Here is an 18,104-nt window from a genome sequence, read left to right as displayed (position 1 = left end):
ATACTACATCATTTTGAAAGTAAAATCTTAATTAGGGTTTAAGAGGCATTAATGACAGATCGTATATTTTATTCTTGGCAATCGGATTGTCCTGGAAGCACAAATAGAAATTTTATATCGACAGCATTAGAAAAGGCGATTGAAGAAGTAAGGAACGACGATTCGATTTCTGTAGAACCTGTCATTGATAGGGATACTTTGGGTATTGCAGGATCTCCAGATATTACCGAATCCATTTTTTCTAAAATTGAAAACTCATCAGTTTTTGTATGTGATGTTTCAATAATTGAACAAGAAGCTAAGAAAAGAACTCCCAATCCAAATGTTTTGATTGAGCTTGGTTATGCGATAAAGGTTTTAGGATGGAACAGAATCATTATGATAATGAATACCGAGTTTGGTGATCCTACAGTTCTTCCTTTTGATCTAAGAGCCAAAAGGATATTGACTTATTCGGTTGCAGCTAATACTGAAGAAAAAGCACCTGATCGAAATGCTTTAAAGAAAACCCTCATTGCTGCACTAAAGCTTATCTTTGAGAAAGAGGGAACAAGAGAAATCACAACTAGGGAAGCACTTGTTACGTCTGACACTAAAAAAATCGACCTAAGTTTATTTGAAAAGTTTAAAGAGGTCCTGCCTTCAAAAGGAAGCATCCACTTTATTGCTCAACAAAATATGGCAGGATTCTCTTTTCCAAGAAAGGAACTTGATGACTTAGATAAATTTTATTACGAATGGAATGATGCAGAGCATGAATTTTTAGATAATGAATTAGAACAGTTGCGGCTAAAATTACATGATTTAATTGGAGATTACTTGGGGCAAATAGCTACAAATACTTTTCCTACAAACAATCCAGGCTGGCAGACAGTTCCTCCTGAATGGGAAGATAAAAATTCCAAACACTTTCTCGAAGTAGTTGGAAAATTACATGACACTGCAGGTAAAATTATAATAGTACATCAAGATTTAGTCAGAAAAGCCAGAGTAAAACTCGGCACCTAAGAACTCGAATAAAGCATTTATTCAGATAAACTCTTATCGGTGAGCGTAGTAGCGTTAACTCGACAGGATGCGTCGATACAAAGAGGTGCATCGATTTCATCGGCACCAGGTTTTCTTTCACTTCTCCAACAGCGGGCTCATCGGATACTCCAGCGCCTCTTTCATCGCCACCAGCGACAACACCGCTTCGCGGCCATCGATGATTCTATGATCGTAGGATAAAGCCAGATAATTCATCGGGCGGATGACGATTTGGCCGTTTTCGACCACCGGGCGTTCCTTGGTGGCGTGAATGCCGAGAATGGCGCTTTGCGGCGGGTTGATGATCGGGGTCGACAGCATCGAGCCGAATACGCCGCCATTGGTGATCGAGAAGGTGCCGCCGCTGAGTTCTTCTATGGTCAGTTTGCCGTCTTGCGCGCGTTTGGCAAAATCGGCGATTTGCAGTTCGATTTCCGCCAGCGACAGTCTGTCCGCATCACGGATTACCGGCACCACCAGCCCGCGCGGGCTGCCGACGGCGATACCGATGTCGTAGTAATCGTGGTAGACAATTTCATTGCCTTCCACCGAGGCGTTGACGATCGGGTATTTCTTTAATGCGGCAATCACCGCTTTGACGAAAAACGACATGAAGCCGAGCTTGACGCCATGCTCCTTTTCAAATTCCGCTTTATAGCGCGTGCGCAGATCGATGATCGCTTGCATGTTGACCTCGTTGAACGTGGTCAGAATCGCGGCGGTCGATTGTGACTCCACCAAACGTTCCGCAATACGCTGGCGCAAGCGCGACATGGCCACTCGGCGTTCGGTGCGCGCTCCTATTGCCAGTTTTCCCGTTGTGGATTCAGCTTCAACTTTCGTAGCCGCGCCGGACTTGCTCGCCATATACGCTTGCACATCCTCTTTGGTAATGCGCCCGCCGAGGCCGGTGCCCTTGATCGCCGACGTTTCCGTCGCTTTCAGATTATTTTCTTCCGCCAGTTTGCGCGCTGCCGGCATCAGCATCGGGATTGCGGTATCGACTGCTTCAGCACTCACCTTTTCTGCGCTCACCGTAACAGGGGCTTGCGCCTGCTGACTCGCGGCGGGGGCCGGTTTAACTTCATTTTCCGGTTGCACGGCCGCTTCGGTTTCAATCATCGCGATCACTTCACCGCTGGCCACGGTTGCACCATCCCCTTTCAGTACTTTAGCCAATACACCGGCACTGGGCGCGGGCAGCTCCATCACGACTTTGTCGGTTTCGATGTCGATCAGGTTTTCCGACCGGTTGACGTATTCCCCCGCTTTCTTGTGCCAGGAGATTAGCGTAGCTTCCGCTACGGATTCGGATAATGCGGGAACTTTGACTTCAACTAGCATGGCGCCCTCGTACTAAATTTTTTCTCGGAATGCTGCGACGATTAACTCATTCTGTGTAAATTTGTGTCTTGCCGTGTAGCCGACCGCCGGGGAAGCCGACGATGCGCGCAGCGCATAGCCCAGCACTTGATCCGGTTTCATATGGCGCAATAAATAGTGTTGAATGCGATGCCATGCGCCTTGATTGCCCGGCTCTTCCTGACACCACACCACTTCCTTGGCGTTGCCGAAGCGATCGATCTCGGCTTGAAATTCCTCGTGCGGGAACGGGTAAAGCTGTTCCAAGCGGATAATGGCCATATTTGAGATCTGCTGTTCTTTACGGTACGCCATCAGCTCGTAATAAATTTTCCCGCTGCAAGCAATGATACGTTTTACTTGATTGGAATCCAGATTCTCCGTTTCGGAAATGACCGGATAAAAATGCCCATGCGCCAGTTCATCCAGGCTGGACACCGATTCTTTATGGCGCAGCATGCTTTTCGGACTCATGATAATCAGCGGCTTGCGAATCGGGCGGATCATCTGCCGCCGCAGCACATGGAACATTTGCGCCGGAGTCGACGGCACGCACACTTGAATATTGTAATCCGCGCATAATTGCAGGTAACGCTCCAGCCGCGCGGAAGAATGTTCCGGCCCCTGCCCTTCGTAACCATGCGGCAGCATCATCACCAAACCGCACAAACGGCCCCATTTGGCCTCGCCGGATGCAATGAACTGATCGATCACCACTTGCGCGCCGTTGGCAAAATCGCCAAACTGCGCTTCCCAAATCACCAGTTCGGTCGGTTGCGTGGTGGCGTAACCGTATTCAAAACCCAGTACCGCTTCTTCCGACAGCATCGAATCGATGACAACGAAATCCGGCTGCTCGGGATACAAATGACGCAACGGCACATAAATCCGTTCGTTCTGATCGGCGGCCACTTGGTCATGCAATACTGCGTGGCGGTGAAAAAATGTGCCACGGCCCGAATCCTGTCCCGACAATCTGACCGGATATCCTTCCTTCAATAAAGACGCGTAAGCCAGATTCTCCGCCATGCCCCAATCCAGCGGCAATTCACCATTGCCCATCGAGCGCCGGTCGGCAATGATTTTTTCCACCCGTGAATGCAATTTGAAACCTTCGGGAATATCCGTCAGCCGCAATGCAAGCTGTTTCAGCGTTTGCAGCGCAACACCGGTTTTAACCTTCTTATTCCATTTGCAGGGCTGAACAAAAGGCTCCCAATTGATGGCATACGGCGACTTATAGTCATAGCACACCGTCTTGTTCGGATTGACGCCCTCATCCATCGCTTCGCGGTACACTTGCACCAGCTGCTCCGCGTCTTCCGGTTTGATCACGCCTTCGCCAATCAGCTTGTCGGCATAACGTTTGCGAGTGCCGGGATGCTGGTTGATGATTTGATACATGCGCGGTTGCGTCACCATCGGCTCATCTTGCTCGTTGTGACCGAGGCGGCGGAAGCACACCATATCGATCACGACATCCTTATGAAAGTGCATGCGAAAATCCAGCGCCAATTCGGCTACCATCACCACCGCTTCGGGGTCATCGCCGTTGACATGGAAAATCGGCGCTTCGATCATTTTGGCGACATCGGTGCAGTACAAGGTCGAACGGCTGTCGCGCGGATCGGACGTAGTAAAACCGATCTGGTTATTGATGATGATGTGCACCGTGCCGCCGGTGCCGTAACCGCGGGTTTGCGACAAATTCAGCGTTTCCATCACCACGCCTTGCCCGGCAAAAGCCGCGTCGCCGTGGATCAGCACCGGCAACACGCGATCGCCCAGCTTGTCGTTCAACAAATGCTGACGCGCGCGCACTGAACCTTCGACCACCGGATTGACAATCTCCAGGTGCGACGGATTGAACGCCAGCGCCAAGCGCACGATGCCATCCGCGGTTTTGATCGCAGACGAAAATCCTTGATGATATTTCACGTCGCCGGATGGTAACGCTTCCGGTTGTTTTCCTTCAAACTCGCGAAACAGATCGGCGGGCATTTTCCCCAGCGTATTGACCAGCACATTGAGCCGGGCGCGATGCGCCATGCCCATGATTATCTGTTGAATACCGGTTTTACCCGCTCTATGAATCAGATTATCCAGCAGCGGGATCAGGCTTTCATTGCCTTCTCCGGAGAAGCGCTTTTGCCCGACATAGCGGGTGTGCAGATACTTTTCCAGCCCTTCCGCGGCATTGAGCCGTTCAAGAATATGACGCTTATAATCCGAAGGATAATCCGGATTCGATCGCTGACCTTCCAACCGCGCCTGAATCCAGCGTTTTTGCTCCACTGAAGAGATATACATATATTCGGCGCCAACCGGACCGCAATAGGTTTCCCGCAGAATCTGCAATATCTCGCGCAACGTGGCATGTTCGGGACCGACCAGAGAACCGGTGTTGAATACCTTATCCATATCGGCTTCGGTAAAACCGTAATGCGCCGGATTCAGCTCGGGCACGTCCGCTTGCTGTTTCAGTCCGAGCGGATCCAGTTTGGCCAGATTCAAACCCAGATAGCGATGCATGTTGATCAGTTGCAGCACGGCAACCTGCTTGCGATCGTCCGTATCCGCAGCCACCGCTTCGGGTAATACGGTTTGTGTTTCTCTACCGGAAGGTTTCGCGGTAGGGGCAGCAGCTGTCGCGCCGCTCACCGGCGGTTGTGTTTGCCGCGCTGCGGCAGCTTCCGGTTGTTTTGCAAGCTGGTCAAAGTACTCACGCCAAGCGAGCGCAACCGAATTGGGATTATGCAGATACTCGTCATAAACCGCTTCGACAAACGCGGCGTTCGCGCCGGACAGGAGCGTATCATCCAACAACGGCTTGTTCATAAGGTCAGCAGCCTTAAATAAATGAACGGCTATTTTTTAATGTACGAACTGGGCACATCGCGCATCGTCGTGCCCGTATAGAGCTGACGCGGACGACCGATTTTATAATCCGGATCGGACACCATCTCGCTCCATTGCGCCACCCAGCCAACGGTACGCGCCATCGCGAAAATCGCGGTAAACATGCTGGTCGGGATGCCCAATGCGCGTTGCACGATACCGGAATAAAAATCGACATTCGGATAGAGCTTGCGCGAAATGAAATAATCGTCTTCCAAGGCGATTTTTTCCAGTTGCAGCGCCAGTTTGAACAAGCGGTCGTTTTGCAACCCCAGCTCGTTCAACACTTCGTGGCAGGTTTCGCGCATCAGTTTCGCGCGCGGATCCATGTTCTTATAAACCCGGTGGCCGAAGCCCATGAGCCGGTAATTATCGTCTTTGTTTTTAGCGCGCCGGATGAACTCATCGATACGCGACACATCGCCGATCTCCTCCAGCATATGCAGGCAGGCTTCGTTCGCGCCGCCATGCGCAGGCCCCCACAGGCAGGAAATGCCGGCGGAAATGCAGGCAAACGGATTGGCGCCGCTGGAGCCGGCCAGACGCACGGTCGAGGTGGATGCATTTTGCTCATGATCGGCATGCAAAATCAGAATGCGGTCCAAGGCGCGCACAATGACGGGATTGGCTTCGTATTTTTCCGTCGGTACGGAAAACATCATGTGCAGGAAATTTTCCGCGTAACTCAGATTGTTTTGCGGATAAACATACGGTTGCCCGATATTGTATTTGTACGCCATTGCGGTAATTGTCGGCAATTTGGCGATCAAACGGAACGCCGATTGTTCGCGATGCGACGGATCGGAAATATTCAATGCGTCATGGTAAAACGCCGACAGCGCACCAACCACGCCCACCATCACTGCCATCGGATGGGCGTCACGGCGGAATCCGCTATAAAACCGCACCAGTTGTTCGTGCAACATCGAGTGGCTTTTGATCGCGCCATCAAAGGTTTTTTTCTGTTCCGGCGCCGGTAATTCGCCATGCAGCAGCAAATAGCAGACATCGATGAAATCGCAATGCAGCGCCAGCTGTTCGATCGGATAGCCGCGATACAGCAGAATGCCCTTGTCGCCGTCGATGAAGGTAATGGTGGAGCTATTGCTCGCGGTCGACAAAAAACCGGGATCATAAGTAAACAAGCCACTCTGTGCGTGCAGCTTACGGATATCGATCACATCCGGGCCCATAGTTCCGGATAAAACCGGCAGCTCGATTGGCGCGCTGCCGTTATTCAGATTCAGAGTCGCTGTGCCTTTTTGTGCCATATGACTTCTCCACTTGTTGCGTATGATTTAATGAGTATGCACTGTTATCAGGTTCCAGAGCTGCCAGAATACCACTGGAAACCTAACTCTTTTGTAGTAATTCCAAAACTGCCTGCAAGTCACTATCGCGGTTGATTTGTTTTGCTGCAATCAAATCCCACAGGTCATTATCCGGTAAGGACAGTAATCGTTCAAATTGCTCCAGTCCTTGCTGATCCAGCTGCGCGTAATGCTGATCCATAAAACGCTGCAAAATAATATCCAATTCGAGCAAGCCGCGCCGGCAACGCCAGCGGGCGCGTTCGAATTCCTTCATACCGTTCTTTTGACCATCATGTCCTTGATTTTGCCGATTGCCTCGGTAGGATTCAAGCCTTTAGGACAGGCATCGGCGCAGTTCATGATGGAATGGCAGCGAAACAGCCGGTAAGGATCTTCCAGATTATCCAGCCGTTCAGCGGTCGCCTGATCGCGGCTATCGGCCAAGAACCGGTACGCTTGAAGTAACCCCGCCGGACCAACGAATTTATCCGGATTCCACCAGAACGACGGACAGGAAGTGGTGCAACACGCGCATAAAATGCACTCATAAACACCGTCCAGCGCCGCTCTTTCCTCCGGAGACTGCAACCGTTCCGTTTCGGGCGGCGGATCGTTGTTGATCAAATAAGGTTTGATCGAATGGTACTGCTGAAAGAATTGCGTCATATCCACGATCAGATCGCGAATCACCGGCAATCCGGGTAACGGCCGTATTTCCACCGGCTCTTTCAGACTGCGGATCGGTGTAATGCACGCCAATCCATTGCGCCCGTTGATATTCATCGCATCCGAACCGCACACCCCTTCGCGGCAGGAACGGCGCAGACTCAAACTGTCATCGATCGACTTAATGCGCAACAACGCATCCAGCAACATCTTATCGGTCGCCGCCAGCTGAACGTCGTAATCCTGCATGTAAGGTTTTTCATCTTTATCGGGATCATAGCGGTAAATCGAAAACTTCATGGGCTGGCTCCGGATGGTTTGAATACGGCTTAAATCGATAGAAACAACTCAGAACACTGCAAAGTATACAGATTTGAAGTCAGATTGACAGTGTTTGATCTGTCTTTTTGACCGAACAAGCAAGCATGGAATTGGAAAACATAACGCGATTATGGTGAAGATACCATCAATTTATTACAAACCAATTCGCGCAAACCAGGTACCACGTAATGCGCAGTTATTCCACTCCCAGCCTGATCAAACCCTAAAGCAGCAAGCAGAAAAAGATCGCACGCCATTGACCGGGTAAGTTTCACCGGCAATGATTTGAAACGATGATGAATTCAATCGGGTGTCCTGAACCGGCAACGTGTCGACTGCCAGCAGTTCGCTCGCGATATCCGCGGGTTTCAAATCGCAGCGGACGCCGCGAATCAAGCCGATGAGCTTCAACGCATCCACGCCAAAGGATTCCAGGCTCAACGATTCAAAATAGACTTTTTTCCCTTTGGCATCGATTTGACAGAAATGATCGCTCAAGTGGCACGTCATTCGTATCTCGTTTTCATACTGCCAGCTTGAAAATTTGGTCGAGATTAATTGGGCTAAATCGGATTCGGTAAAACCGCCGCGCTGCATGGCGGCATCGACATCCAAGCGAAAACGCTCAGGCTGATAATTGATGGCAATCGCATAATCATCAGGAATTTCAAATACCAACGCAACGCCGCGATGACTATCGGCATAGTGACTCCACGGCACGGGATCGTCATAGCTTTTAGAAAAACAAATCACGCCATAGCGCTCGTTCGCCCAATCCTTGAATGCTTCCAGTTTGGTTTGGGTATCGCCATCGGAAAAACCGGCAGCACACAATTGAAGAGGATCGTTCAGTTCATTGATGCGCGCAATTTTCAAACGGCGGTCGCGCAAGGCTCTGAGGGCAAATTCTGAAGAAATAAAGTGGTAGACAATCATGAACACACTGCTTGAGTAAATCGTTTAACATCAGGAATAAATTGAAACATCAACGGATTGGAATCTTAACAACCCGGCGCGCCATTGGTATTTATTCCCCTAAATATTGCATAACATAAACATCTTGCGATTGCGCAACTTGGAATAGCGTATTGCGGTGTTTATCGTTACCGTTTGGAAAGTATCCCTTTATTGCAAAGCCAGCAAACAATTCCGCAACGAAATCGAAGCGATGAAAAGCCCTGTAGAAATTTTCTCCTTCGACCGATGCCTGTCCTTCTTCAGCATAACCAGTCCTATCAAATGCCAGAAAATGCACGTGCTGTTGATCGAAAGAATTTCTCACATAAAGTTCTCCATGCAGAGTCACCATCAGGTATCCGTCCTTACGCAGAATACGTTTAAACTCCTGGATCCATTGCTTTTGTGTCTCCAGCGACAAATGCGTAAAAACAGAAATCAAATAGATAAAATCAAATTGATGATCTTGATAGGGCAAAGGAGGATTCAGATGGCTTAACTGGCAATCAATAGGTTGAGGCAAATGCTGTTGCGCCCACTGTATCAACTGCGGATTCAAGTCACAACCATGAAGCCGGATCAGCGGCGTGATCATATGCCAGCCAACCAGCAAACGCCCCGAACCGCAGCCAAAATCAAGCAACGTCTTTATCCGCTCTATATCTACCCCGGATTTTTGCAAATACGATTGCATCGTCAGCACGGCAGGAATAATACCGTTTTGATATTCCTTCGTTTGAGAATGCCCCTGCGTCAAAAAAACCAGCGCGCCATCCGGTGCCGGGATCTGCTGCAATTTGTTTTGATACTCAGCGAATTTGGCTGCTTGTGACCGCACTACATCGACATCATAGGTCAGAAAATCCGCATGCGTTTGATCGCTGAAAACAACATCAATTTGAATTTTTTTGAGCGTTGACGATAGGGCGGGTAACTTGAAGTTAAAACCGCAAGTCCTCGCTGCTGGAATAAAAGGAACATACGCACCTACATCCGGACGCGGCAAGTTGACGGAAAAACTGCCCACAAAAGTCTTATCAGCCGTTACGGCCAGCTCTGAGACTACTTTGTCTCCCCAATAAAATACCCAGCCACTTACCCAGTTTTCACCGTGCAAATCAAATAATTGATATTTTGGAGACTCCAGCCGGTAAACAAGCGGAGAAAAAGAGGCCTTGATTGGCGCCACAGTTTCATCGCTGCCGGAGAAGAATGACTTGAGCCGGTTTTTTAAAGATTCTACAAACATTAGCTTTTGCTCTTTCAATGGAAAAGGCGTCATACCCGCAGAAGGAATTTGTCAGGCCAGATTCACAAAATTATTTCATCATTTCCCGGCGCATTATACTGAATCAAGTTATAAAGTTTTTAGATACTCCAACAAATCTAACCGCTCTTCTTTGGTAAGTGGTTTAAGAATTCTTCCATTCAGTTGTGCTGTTTTACCGGTTGTATACTCGTGCCCAGCATTGCTGTTGCCTTTTAAACTGGTATCAAATTTGAACCCTTCATAACCGCTGCTTTTCAAGCCGACTTTAATTGGATCGAATTCTCTCGAACCCACTTCAAACTGATCTGGACGATATTCTCCGTCTTCTGGATCCCCCTCACGTTTTTTGGGTAATAACAAATCATACAATGTCGGAATAGAGCCATTGTGCAGATACGGTGCGGTTGCCCATATACCATTCAATGAGCGAGCTTTATAGGCGTTTAATGAAGCGAATGGTTTCGCGGTAGTATCTGGATCGTAATTGCCTTGCTTAATAGAAGGATAAGGTGCATTACCTAATAATGTCCTGAAAAAATCAGCGCTTCGATCTAATCGACGCTCAAAAGAATTTTTGTCTGAATCAATTGTAGCAATAGCAGATAGTGCTGCTTTAGTCAGCAGAGCCGCCACTGGAGCTTTTTCACCAAGCAAAATATTGCCGATGCCTACACCGATATATTGATTGCGTAGAATACCGGAATAACCGGTATGACTGAAACTATTCTCAGCCGTCACTGGGTCAGTGCCGATATCGCTGACACGGTACATACTCGGAAGGGTATTGTCATGGCAGCTTGCACAATATTCATTAAAAATATTTTTACCGTGCAACGCACGTTCCTTGTCGATCGCACCCAAAATTTTCTCCGGCCATTGCGGCGATTGAAGTCTCTGCAAATGCAATTCCAATCCGCGCAAATTGAAAATATTGATTGAAGAATTGAAATTTTTTTTAGTCCAATCCAATGAGCCGAATACACCGATGACTTTCTCAGTACTAAATATGATACGACCCAAATTGGAATTCATCATCGCCCCATTCCATTGCACATAATTATGCTGTGATGTATCCCATAAAAATGGATAGCTGACCGGCGCATCCGCAGGATTAAACAATTCCTTGCGCATTCGATCTAATTGTTGCTTGGTTAAATACTGATTGTGAATGAAGTATTCCATCATGCGATCACGTTGATCTCCAGTTGAAATTCTGGGAATCTCTTCCATGATTTTGTTAAATTTTTCATCACCCATGTTGCTGTCGTACATAGTCTTAAGATCAAGCACTAGTTCCCGTAATTCGTTTTCGCTGATCAGGTGCTCCAGCACCCGATTGTAGGTACGACCTAACGCATCCAATCGTGCATAACCATATGGTGTCGGACCACGGTTAATGGTGATGTAGTTAATAAGCTGCTGTTCATATTTCACCAAGTCGCCGAGCACTTCAGTTTCAGATTTATAATGACCTCGCGCCAATACATTCTTGACAAACTGCTTTTTGGTTTCCTCGTTATTACTGGTGTACTGCAATGCTTTTGCCAGACCGATTATGCAGTTTTCCATATCTGCAATAGATGGACCACCGTCAATGCGTATACCGACACCGTTATAGTTGATTTGACCGGTATGGCATGCAGCGCAAGTCAATCCAATATATTTCTGTCCTTTGTAATCGCTCTTGACCCAGCCGACAGGTAATCCATCCGGGTTTCCAGAAGATGCTTTACGGATCAGGTAGCGATAGAAATTCATATTCTCGTTTGAACGAAACAGCTCGCCACCACCTTCCTTTTCTAACACCATAAAGAAATCATAAGGCATCAGATTCGACCCTATCGGAGTGTTGTAAAACCAGTTGCTATCCTCAGGTTGCCAGTTCTGATTAAGGTACCGAATCTCGGTGTAATTATCGCCGAATGAATCTTGACTAACTATAGCAGCATTAATCTCAGAATCCATGTCCGGTTCTGGAATTAGTGTCGCTTGTATCCACAGGGGGGTAATTAAAATAGAAAAAAAGATTGCTGCTACCTTTAAGGCATTATATGACTCATAAAAGGTAATACAAGCAGTAAAAAAGAACAGTAATTTCTTCGGTAACCTATAGAACCACGTTGATTTAAGAATAAGTTTTAGCATCTCATTAAATCTCTTGAGTACTATATGAATCTAATATCAGTTCATTCTAGTAAATACTATCAGATGAAACCTACATGACTATACTACCTGCTCATCAATATAATCCTTCACCACCTGCACATCCGCATCCTTAACCACAAACCGCTGCGGCAAGCTCTCCAGGTGCTCGAAACCTGCTGGCCGTTCGGGTTCTCGCCCGATCGCTTCCTGGATGCTTTCGGCGAATTTGGCGGGTAACGCGGTTTCCAAGCAAATCAGCGGTACACCGGTTTCGCGGTGCGCTTGGCCGACTTTGAGGCCGTCGGCGGTGTGGGTGTCGACCAGCACTTGGTAGCGTTGGTAAATATCACGGATAGTGTTGATACGCGCAGCGTGGTTGCTGCTGCCTGATACGAAGCCATAGTCCTTGATTTTGGCGAATAGCGGCGTTTGCGATAAATCGAAGGCATTGCCTTTGTCGACCGCCGTCCAAAGTTCCTTGACTTGTTGCGCGTTACGGCCGGTCAGATCGAAGATGAAACGCTCGAAGTTAGATGCTTTGGAGATGTCCATCGACGGGCTGCTGGTGTGCTGGGTTTCGGTGGTGGCACGCGGGCGGTACACGCCGGTGCGGAAAAATTCGTCGAGTACGTCGTTTTCGTTGGTCGCCAGAATCAGATGCTTGATCGGCAATCCCATTATGCGGGCGACATGTCCGGCGCAGATGTTGCCGAAATTGCCGGACGGCACGGCGAACGAAACCTGTTCGTCATTGCTTTTGGTCGCGGCGAAATAGCCTTTGAAGTAATACACCACTTGCGCGACGATGCGCGCCCAGTTGATCGAATTGACCGTGCCGATGCGGTGCGCTTCTTTGTAAGCATGATCGTTGCTGACCGCTTTGACGATGTCCTGACAATCGTCGAACACGCCGCGAATGGCGATGTTGAAAATATTCTTGTCTTGCAGCGAGAACATTTGCGCGGTCTGGAAGCGGCTCATTTTGCCGAGCGGCGACAACATGAACACGCGAATCCCGCGCTTACCACGCATCGCGTATTCGGCGCTGGAACCGGTATCGCCCGAAGTTGCGCCGAGAATGTTCAATTCGTCACCGGTTTTATCCAATTGATACTGAAACAGATTGCCGAGCAATTGCATCGCGATGTCTTTGAACGCCAGCGTCGGTCCGTTGGATAATCCCAAAATATGTAGCCCCGGTTCCAGTGTTTTCAGCGGCGTGATATCCGGGGTGCCGAATACTTCGGCGGTGTAGGTTTTATGGATGATGCTGCGCAAATCGTCCGCCGGAATGTCGTCGACGAAGCGCGACAGGATCTCAAACGCCAGCGCCGGATAACTTAAATTGCGCCAGGCCGCGAGTTCCGCTGCCGTGATTTTGGGGTAGGTTTCCGGAATGGCCAGTCCGCCGTCCGGCGACAAACCGCTCAACAGGATTTCAGAGAAAGCTTTGGGCGGCATACCGCCGCGGGTAGAAATATAACGCATGGCTGGTTTCTTCAGGTTATGCAACAGCGCGAGACCGGGGACACGGCAGACGCCCGCAAAGCAGTCCGCCTTCTCCGGACCGGCCATCGCTTTAGTTGTTCAGTTCTTCAATACGCAGACGGAATACTTTGCCGCTGACCACCGGCAGTGCCTCAATGCGTGCAATCGCCGCATTGATGTTTTTCTCGACCGTCAAATGTGTCAGCATGATCACACTGACTTGCTCCGACTCGTCGCTGGCTTCTTTCTGCAGCAAGGCGCTGATGGAAATGTGATTATCCGCGACAATGCGGGTGATTTCCGCCATCACGCCGGGTTTATCGATGACTTGTATGCGCAAGTAATACGAGGTTTCCACGTCTTCCATTGGGATCACCGGCGTATCGGACAGCAAATCCGGCTGGAATGACAACGGCGGCACGCGATGCATCGGATCGGCGGTGTGCAGACGTGTCACATCGACCAGATCGGCGATCACCGAACTGGCGGTTGGTTCCGCTCCGGCGCCGGCGCCGTAGTAGAGCGTAGCGCCCACGGCATCACCCTTGACCACGATGGCGTTCATCACGCCTTCGACATTGGCGATCAAACGCCGCACCGGAATCAATGTCGGGTGCACACGCAGTTCGATGCCCTTCTCCACCCGTTTGGTAATCCCGAGCAATTTGATGCGGTAACCGAGTTGTTCGGCATAACGGATATCTTCGCCGGTCAACTTGGTAATGCCTTCGGTATACACTTTGCTGAATTGCACCGGAATGCCAAACGCAATCGCCGACATCAGGGTGATTTTATGCGCCGCATCGATACCTTCGATATCGTAGGTCGGATCGGCTTCGGCATACCCCAGCTTTTGCGCTTCCGCTAACACTTGCTCGAACGGCAATCCTTTCTCACGCATTTCCGACAAAATAAAATTCGAGGTGCCATTGATAATCCCGGCAATCCAGGTAATGCGGTTGGCTGTCAATCCTTCGCGCAACGCTTTAATGATCGGAATACCGCCAGCTACCGCGGCTTCAAACGCGATAATCACGCCCTTGGCGCGCGCGGCTGCGAATATTTCCGTGCCATGATTGGCCAGCAGCGCTTTGTTGGCTGTTACAACATGTTTGCCGTGCGCCAGCGCTTCCAGGATCAGGTCCTTGGCGATGGTTTGTCCGCCGATCAGCTCGACGACAATATCGATGTCGGGATTGGTTGTAATCTCATGCGCATCGCCGGTGACAATCACATTGCTATCCGCCAGCGCGCGCGCTTTTTCCAGATCCTTATCAGCGATCATTGTGACAATGATTTCCCGGCCTGCGCGGCGGGCAATTTCTTCGCGGTTACGTTTCAAAACAGTGTAGGTGCCGCCACCGACAGTGCCAATTCCTAATAAGCCAATATGGATGGGTTTCATAACATTTATCAGTATAAAAAACAGTGTGTGATTGTATTACTTACCGGATGACAGGAACCGGAAAGCGAGAAAAAATTACTTGAAAGCTTCTTGATTATGTTCCATACCGTTTGCGGTAGCGTTGCAGGAAATGGGCAATGCGTCCCATGGCCTCGGTCAAATCGTCGACATTGGGCAGGAATACCACGCGAAAATGATCCGGACGCTTCCAGTTAAAACCGGTGCCTTGAACCAATAACACTTTTTCTTCCAATAACAGATCCAGCGCAAATTTCTGATCATCCTCAATCGGATAGATCTCCGGATCCAAACGCGGAAACAAGTACAGCGCGGCCTGGGGTTTAAAGCAGCTCACGCCGGGGATTTCCGTCAGTAAATTCCAAGCAACATCGCGCTGCCGCATCAACCGGCCTGTCGGTAATGTCAGATCGTAAATACTTTGATAACCGCCCAACGCGGTCTGAATGCCGAATTGCGACGGCACATTGGCGCATAACCGCATCGAGGCCAGCATATTGAGCCCGGCGATATAATCGCGCGCATGACTCTTTTCACCGGAAACCACCGCCCAGCCGGAACGAAATCCGGCGGCACGGTAATTTTTTGACAGGCCATTGAATGTTACAAACAAGACATCGTCGGCCAATGAGGCAATCGACGTATGCTCGGCATGCTCGTACAAAATCTTGTCGTAAATCTCGTCGGCATAAATGATTAATTGATGCTGACGGGCAATTTCAATGATCTCCAGCAACAGTTCCTTGGGATATAGCGCGCCGGTTGGATTATTCGGATTGATGATGACAATGGCGCGCGTCCTGGAGTTGATTTTCGCGCGGATATCGTCCAGATCGGGTAACCAGCCCGATGCTTCATCACACAGATAATGTTTGGCAATACCGCCCGACAGAACTACCGCGGCAGTCCATAATGGATAATCCGGCATCGGAATCAACACTTCATCGCCATTATCCAGCAGTGCTTGCATCGTCAACACAACCAGCTCGGATACACCGTTGCCGATAAAGATGTCGTCCAATTGCACATTGGGAATTTGCTTTTCCTGGGTGTAATGCATGATCGCTTTGCGCGCGGCAAATAATCCTTTGGAATCGCAATAGCCGGACGCATCGGATAAATTCCGGATAACATCTTGCAGAATTTCTTCCGGTACATCGAAACCGAACGTAGCAGGATTGCCAATATTCAGCTTGATAATGTGATGCCCTTCTTCTTCCATTTGCCGCGCCCGTTCAAGCACGGGGCCGCGAATGTCATAACAGACATTGGTTAATTTACTGGATTTTAAAATTGGACGCATGATAAGCAACGGAATCTGTTGAGACGGAATAAAAAACCTAACCCCAAACCTTGCAATACTGTAATTCTTAGATCAAATGGATCTCAGCATTATATATGTTATCTCCACACTTCCACACTGGAAATACGCTACGTTCCTCATGCGAATGTAGCTTTCCGGTATCTATCACTCAGAAAAAACAGCGCATGCATTCCCGGAATTTGCACTATTTTTCTTTATTAGCCGCGGGAGTAATAAACAAAGCTGGAATTGGTTTATTGGCATGATGCCGGTGCATTGCTTTCTTATGTGATCCATTGGAATCGGCCGTCAAGGCATTCACATCGGAATATTTAGAAACATAAGGCTGCGTAAAAAGCGGATCTTCAGCCTTCTTTGCACGTCTGGCATGGGGGGTTATTTCTCTACCAAAGTGAACAACTTTCTCATCGCTTTTCACCCACGAATTGGGTTTCTTATTTTGCTTGGATGATCCGCCATGCTTCGATCTCTGTTCGCCGGTTATCGATTTTTTATTGGCATCGCGAATCTGCGGTTCTTTTGATTCAAATCCTTCGATTTGTTCTGTTTTAATCTTGATTCCCAATAACTTCTCGATATCAACCAATGCAGTATTTTCTTCCTTGCTGGTTAACGAAATGGCGAATCCTTTTGTTCCGGCACGCCCTGTTCTGCCGATGCGATGCACGTAATCTTCCGGATTATTGGGTAATTCAAAATTAATCACATGAGACAATTCGTCGATATCAAGACCTCTTGCAGCAACGTCCGTTGCAACCAATACACGAATCAGGCCTTGTTTAAAATTATCCAATGCTTTGGTACGCTGCAGCTGATTTCGATCGCCATGTATCGCTTCGCTTGAAATGTCATGCTTGTTGAGCCGCTGCGCTAAACGATCCGCGCCTTGTTTGGTACGCGTAAACACCAGCACCTGTTGCAAATCTTTTTGTTTAATCAGCTGAATCAGTAATTCTTGCTTTCGAGTGGCATCGACCGGATAAACGACGTGAGTTATTAATTCACTCACTGAATTTTGTTTGGCCACTTCGATCAGTACCGGGTTTTTTAATATCTTGCCTGCAAGTTTCTTGATATCTTCCGAAAAAGTCGCTGAAAACATCAAATTTTGACGCTGTTCAGGAAGTAATTGAATAATTTGTTTGATATCGGGCATGAATCCCATATCCAGCATTCGATCGGCCTCATCCAGAACCAATATCTCAACTTTTGTCAGCGTCAAAGTTTTCTGTTGGATATGGTCCAGCAATCGTCCTGGTGTTGCGACTAAAATCTCTATGCCGGAACGAACAATATCAATCTGAGAATCGATATTCACCCCGCCATAAATAACCGTCGATCTGAGTGCTAAGTGCTTTCCGTATGTTTTGACACTGTCATGCACTTGCACAGCAAGCTCTCGTGTCGGGACTAAAATTAATGCACGGATGGGGTGCTTAGCGGGTGACATGCTGGTGTTTGCATGAATTCCCAGCCTCTGCAACATGGGAAGGGTAAAACTCGCTGTTTTGCCGGTACCCGTTTGGGCTCCTCCCATCACGTCTTTTTTTTCTAAAATGACTGGTATTGCTTGTTCTTGAATCGGTGTCGGATTGATATATCCCTGATCAGAGATAGCGCGCAATAATTCGGCAGATAAACCGAGTTGCTCGAATGACATATTTACTGCTCCTGAAAATTTCCTGATTTATTTGCTATATTCATAATTCATCATTGAAGTTTTCGAGAAAAAAGATCCATTATTTTAATGATAGTTATACGATTTCAACAAACAAAAGAACCCGCACAAATTATTTTGTGCGGGTTCTTTTCAAGTTACATCATTAGCCTTATTCAGAATTTTAAAAAACTCTGAAAAGCAAGTAAAAACTGAGCGTAAAAAGTTAAATTACTCTTCATCCTCATCTT

At 48.4% G+C, this 18,104-nt stretch carries 13 protein-coding genes; 1 reads left to right on the top strand and 12 read right to left on the bottom strand.

The window, feature by feature from the left end:
* The first annotated feature begins 51 nt into the window (after window positions 1-51).
* The gene (locus tag ABD07_RS04680; protein ID WP_160817337.1) at window positions 52-1,008 is read left to right on the top strand and encodes a nucleotide-binding protein; all 957 of its coding nucleotides are present in this window, start codon (window positions 52-54) and stop codon (window positions 1,006-1,008) included.
* Window positions 1,009-1,125: 117 nt separating this feature from the next.
* On the opposite strand, the gene odhB is transcribed toward ABD07_RS04680, so the two are convergent.
* The 12 genes from odhB to ABD07_RS04620 form a co-directional block, all read right to left on the bottom strand.
* The gene (gene odhB, locus ABD07_RS04675; RefSeq protein WP_160817336.1) at window positions 1,126-2,373 is read right to left on the bottom strand and encodes a 2-oxoglutarate dehydrogenase complex dihydrolipoyllysine-residue succinyltransferase; all 1,248 of its coding nucleotides are present in this window, start codon (window positions 2,371-2,373) and stop codon (window positions 1,126-1,128) included.
* A gap of 12 nt (window positions 2,374-2,385) precedes the next feature.
* The gene (locus ABD07_RS04670; RefSeq protein WP_160817335.1) at window positions 2,386-5,229 is read right to left on the bottom strand and encodes a 2-oxoglutarate dehydrogenase E1 component; all 2,844 of its coding nucleotides are present in this window, start codon (window positions 5,227-5,229) and stop codon (window positions 2,386-2,388) included.
* A 29-nt stretch (window positions 5,230-5,258) separates the two neighbouring features.
* Window positions 5,259-6,560, bottom strand: coding sequence for a citrate synthase (gene gltA, locus ABD07_RS04665; RefSeq protein WP_108697253.1), 1,302 nt, complete (start codon window positions 6,558-6,560; stop codon window positions 5,259-5,261).
* A gap of 82 nt (window positions 6,561-6,642) precedes the next feature.
* A complete protein-coding gene (locus tag ABD07_RS04660; protein WP_090322240.1) occupies window positions 6,643-6,876 on the bottom strand; it encodes an FAD assembly factor SdhE in 234 nt (77 codons plus the stop codon).
* Window positions 6,873-7,568 (bottom strand): succinate dehydrogenase iron-sulfur subunit, encoded by a 696-nt coding sequence (locus tag ABD07_RS04655; RefSeq protein WP_108697252.1) that lies wholly within the window; start codon window positions 7,566-7,568, stop codon window positions 6,873-6,875. Before ABD07_RS04655 ends, ABD07_RS04660 begins: the two co-directional genes overlap by 4 nt.
* A gap of 237 nt (window positions 7,569-7,805) precedes the next feature.
* Window positions 7,806-8,525 carry a DUF2971 domain-containing protein gene (locus ABD07_RS04650; protein ID WP_160817334.1) on the bottom strand — a complete coding sequence of 240 codons (720 nt, stop codon included), beginning with the start codon at window positions 8,523-8,525 and terminating at the stop codon, window positions 7,806-7,808.
* 91 nt (window positions 8,526-8,616) lie between these two features.
* A complete protein-coding gene (locus ABD07_RS04645) occupies window positions 8,617-9,795 on the bottom strand; it encodes a class I SAM-dependent methyltransferase (protein WP_160817333.1) in 1,179 nt (392 codons plus the stop codon).
* A gap of 108 nt (window positions 9,796-9,903) precedes the next feature.
* Complete coding sequence (locus tag ABD07_RS04640) at window positions 9,904-11,961, bottom strand: di-heme-cytochrome C peroxidase (RefSeq protein ID WP_160817332.1); 2,058 nt, start codon at window positions 11,959-11,961, stop codon at window positions 9,904-9,906.
* A gap of 78 nt (window positions 11,962-12,039) precedes the next feature.
* On the bottom strand, window positions 12,040-13,449 hold the full coding sequence (gene thrC / locus ABD07_RS04635) for a threonine synthase (RefSeq protein WP_160817331.1): 1,410 nt from the start codon (window positions 13,447-13,449) through the stop codon (window positions 12,040-12,042).
* 91 nt (window positions 13,450-13,540) lie between these two features.
* Entirely contained in the window at window positions 13,541-14,854 is a 1,314-nt protein-coding gene (locus ABD07_RS04630; RefSeq protein ID WP_160817330.1) for a homoserine dehydrogenase, read from the bottom strand.
* 94 nt (window positions 14,855-14,948) lie between these two features.
* A complete protein-coding gene (locus ABD07_RS04625) occupies window positions 14,949-16,175 on the bottom strand; it encodes a pyridoxal phosphate-dependent aminotransferase (RefSeq protein WP_160817329.1) in 1,227 nt (408 codons plus the stop codon).
* A gap of 205 nt (window positions 16,176-16,380) precedes the next feature.
* Window positions 16,381-17,856 carry a DEAD/DEAH box helicase gene (locus tag ABD07_RS04620; protein WP_160817328.1) on the bottom strand — a complete coding sequence of 492 codons (1,476 nt, stop codon included), beginning with the start codon at window positions 17,854-17,856 and terminating at the stop codon, window positions 16,381-16,383.
* Window positions 17,857-18,104 lie beyond the last annotated feature (248 nt).

The organism is Nitrosomonas oligotropha, from assembly GCF_009833085.1.
In the GTDB taxonomy this organism is placed as follows: domain Bacteria; phylum Pseudomonadota; class Gammaproteobacteria; order Burkholderiales; family Nitrosomonadaceae; genus Nitrosomonas; species Nitrosomonas oligotropha.
This window is presented reverse-complemented; position numbering and strand designations above follow the sequence as displayed.

Excerpts from the sequence above, each read along its gene's own strand:
- ABD07_RS04660 (WP_090322240.1), bottom strand. The coding sequence starts at position 6,876 with ATGAAGGAATTCGAACGCGCCCGCTGGCGTTGCCGGCGCGGCTTGCTC.
- gltA (WP_108697253.1), bottom strand. The coding sequence starts at position 6,560 with ATGGCACAAAAAGGCACAGCGACTCTGAATCTGAATAACGGCAGCGCG.
- ABD07_RS04620 (WP_160817328.1), bottom strand. The coding sequence starts at position 17,856 with ATGTCATTCGAGCAACTCGGTTTATCTGCCGAATTATTGCGCGCTATC.
- odhB (WP_160817336.1), bottom strand. The coding sequence starts at position 2,373 with ATGCTAGTTGAAGTCAAAGTTCCCGCATTATCCGAATCCGTAGCGGAA.
- ABD07_RS04680 (WP_160817337.1), top strand. The coding sequence starts at position 52 with ATGACAGATCGTATATTTTATTCTTGGCAATCGGATTGTCCTGGAAGC.
- ABD07_RS04645 (WP_160817333.1), bottom strand. The coding sequence starts at position 9,795 with ATGTTTGTAGAATCTTTAAAAAACCGGCTCAAGTCATTCTTCTCCGGC.
- ABD07_RS04655 (WP_108697252.1), bottom strand. The coding sequence starts at position 7,568 with ATGAAGTTTTCGATTTACCGCTATGATCCCGATAAAGATGAAAAACCT.
- ABD07_RS04625 (WP_160817329.1), bottom strand. The coding sequence starts at position 16,175 with ATGCGTCCAATTTTAAAATCCAGTAAATTAACCAATGTCTGTTATGAC.
- ABD07_RS04640 (WP_160817332.1), bottom strand. The coding sequence starts at position 11,961 with ATGCTAAAACTTATTCTTAAATCAACGTGGTTCTATAGGTTACCGAAG.
- ABD07_RS04670 (WP_160817335.1), bottom strand. The coding sequence starts at position 5,229 with ATGAACAAGCCGTTGTTGGATGATACGCTCCTGTCCGGCGCGAACGCC.
- thrC (WP_160817331.1), bottom strand. The coding sequence starts at position 13,449 with ATGCGTTATATTTCTACCCGCGGCGGTATGCCGCCCAAAGCTTTCTCT.
- ABD07_RS04650 (WP_160817334.1), bottom strand. The coding sequence starts at position 8,525 with ATGATTGTCTACCACTTTATTTCTTCAGAATTTGCCCTCAGAGCCTTG.
- ABD07_RS04630 (WP_160817330.1), bottom strand. The coding sequence starts at position 14,854 with ATGAAACCCATCCATATTGGCTTATTAGGAATTGGCACTGTCGGTGGC.